Consider the following 2,452-nt stretch of genomic DNA (forward strand, 5'->3'; position numbering starts at 1 on the left):
ATTTCATCTGTTCCTACAGAAAGCCAAAACCCAGTATATTTACTCGACTTAGGTGCTAATGTGCACTGCGATGCGCAAATGCTCTATCAGTTTGGCATTATGGGCTCTGTAGTTGCTGGTCAAGCACTTGGCTGCGATAACCCTCGCGTTAGCTTATTAAATATTGGCGCTGAGGACATTAAAGGCCACGACGACATTAAACAAGCTGCACAATTGATGCAGCAAAGCCCACATATTAATTACATTGGTTATAGCGAAGGAAGTGATATTTTTTCTGGCAAGGCTGATGTTATTGTATGCGAAGGGTTTGTGGGTAACGTGGCGCTTAAAACATGCGAAGGCATTGCCAAGCTTATTATGAATAAGTTTACAGCTGCGCTCGAAAAGCACCTTTTGTATAAATGTATGGCGTTTATATTGCGTCCAATAATAAAAAAACTCTATAAAAGGGTGAACCCCGACCAGTATAACGGTGCTTCTCTGGTAGGATTGCGCGGTATTGTCGTTAAAAGTCATGGAAATGCGTCAGCTAAAGCATTTCAAGCAGCAATTGATGAAGCGGTAAAAGAGGTTGAACGTCAACTTCCTGATAAAATAGCCGCTATTTTCGAAAAAACACATTCTAAAGACACGGCGGTTAATCAATAATTGATGTGCCGTGTATTTCATTATTTATTTGTTTAATTAAAAAGAGCAAAGTATGGCACAAAAAATTGCACTTCTATTCCCAGGTCAAGGCTCGCAAAGCGTTGGTATGTTACAAGAGCTACTAGAGAGTTCTGACATTGTTAAAGCAACATTTGCAGAAGCATCAGATGCACTGGGTTACGACTTAGCAGAGCTAGTTCTTAATGGCCCAGAAGAAAAATTAAATCAAACTCATCGTACACAACCTGCATTATTAACTGCAAGTGTTGCTATTTACCGTGATTGGCTTGCAGCAAACCCAGATGCAGACGTTGTTATGGCCGGTCACAGCTTAGGTGAATATTCAGCACTAGTATGTAGCGACGTACTAAGCTTGAGCGAAGCTGTTAAGCTTGTTGAAAACCGTGGTTTATACATGCAAGAAGCTGTACCTGCAGGCGTAGGTTCAATGGCTGCGATTATTGGCTTAGGCGATGAAGAAATAAAAGCGGCATGTGCTGCCTCAGCGCAAGGTGAGGTTGTATCTCCAGTTAACTACAATTCTCCTGGTCAAGTTGTTATTGCAGGGCATAAAGCGGCAGTAGATAGAGCATCACAAGCATGTAAAGATGCTGGTGCTAAACGCGCATTACCACTTTCGGTTAGCGTACCTTCACATTGTGAACTAATGAAGCCAGCAGCTGATAAGCTAGCGGTAGACTTGGCCGCTTTAACATTTAATACACCTAAGTGTGATGTAATTAATAATGTTGATGTAAAAGCTGAATCGACCGCTGATGCAATTAAAGATGCACTAGTACGTCAACTATACAGCCCAGTTCGCTGGACAGAAACAGTACAAGCCTTGGTTGCACAAGATGTAACGCAAAGCTACGAATTTGGTCCTGGTAAAGTATTAACAGGGCTTGCGAAACGAATTGATAAAGCAATGGTTTGTGGCTCAGTAAACGATGCCGCTTCAATCGCTGCAGCTAAATAAGAGTATATAAAATGTCTAATTTATTTTCTTTAGAGGGCAAAATTGTCCTAATTACTGGCGCTAGCCGTGGTATTGGTAAAGCAATTGCAACAACATTAGTTGCGCAAGGTGCAAAAGTTGCAGGCACTGCAACAAGTGAGTCAGGCGCTGCTAAAATCAGCGAGTACTTAGGTGACAATGGTAAAGGTTATGCATTAAACGTAACGGATCCTGCATCTATTGAAGCGACACTTGCCGCAATAAAAGCTGATTTTGGCGATATTGACGTACTTGTTAATAACGCAGGTATCACACGTGATAACCTATTAATGCGTATGAAAGAGACTGAGTGGGACGATATAATCGACACTAACTTAAGCTCGATTTTCCGTTTATCTAAAGCGGTACTTCGTCCAATGATGAAGAAAAAGAAAGGTCGTATTATCAATATTGGCTCAGTAGTGGGCACTATGGGTAATGCAGGACAAGCTAACTATGCAGCGGCTAAAGCAGGCGTCATTGGTTTTTCTAAGTCACTTGCACGCGAAGTGGCATCACGTGGTATTACAGTAAACGTAGTGGCACCTGGTTTTATTCAAACTGATATGACTGATGATTTAACTGATGAGCAAAAAGCAGCAACACTTGCAAACGTTCCAGCAGGGCGTTTAGGCCAACCAGACGAAATTGCAGCTGCCGTATGTTATTTAGCATCTGACGCGGCTGCGTACGTATCAGGTGAAACTTTGCATGTAAATGGCGCGATGTACATGGTTTAATAACCATTGTACCCACATTGTTACTTAATAAAGTTAAGTAAGTTACCTCAAAAACATTGAATTATTT

Annotated in this window: 2 protein-coding genes and 1 pseudogene; all 3 read left to right on the forward strand. The window is 41.6% G+C overall.

The window, feature by feature from the left end; all coding sequences use genetic code 11:
- A pseudogene (locus H5072_RS16875) lies at window positions 1–648 on the forward strand (phosphate acyltransferase); the annotation flags it as partial.
- Between the two features lie 52 nt (window positions 649–700).
- Window positions 701–1,627, forward strand: a complete 927-nt coding sequence (gene fabD / locus H5072_RS16880; protein WP_039490050.1) for an ACP S-malonyltransferase — start codon at window positions 701–703, stop codon at window positions 1,625–1,627.
- An 11-nt stretch (window positions 1,628–1,638) separates the two neighbouring features.
- Window positions 1,639–2,385, forward strand: coding sequence for a 3-oxoacyl-ACP reductase FabG (gene fabG / locus H5072_RS16885; protein WP_002962378.1), 747 nt, complete (start codon window positions 1,639–1,641; stop codon window positions 2,383–2,385).
- Window positions 2,386–2,452 lie beyond the last annotated feature (67 nt).

It is taken from the genome of Pseudoalteromonas sp. SR45-5, assembly GCF_014163565.1.
In the GTDB taxonomy this organism is placed as follows: Bacteria; Pseudomonadota; Gammaproteobacteria; order Enterobacterales; family Alteromonadaceae; genus Pseudoalteromonas; species Pseudoalteromonas distincta.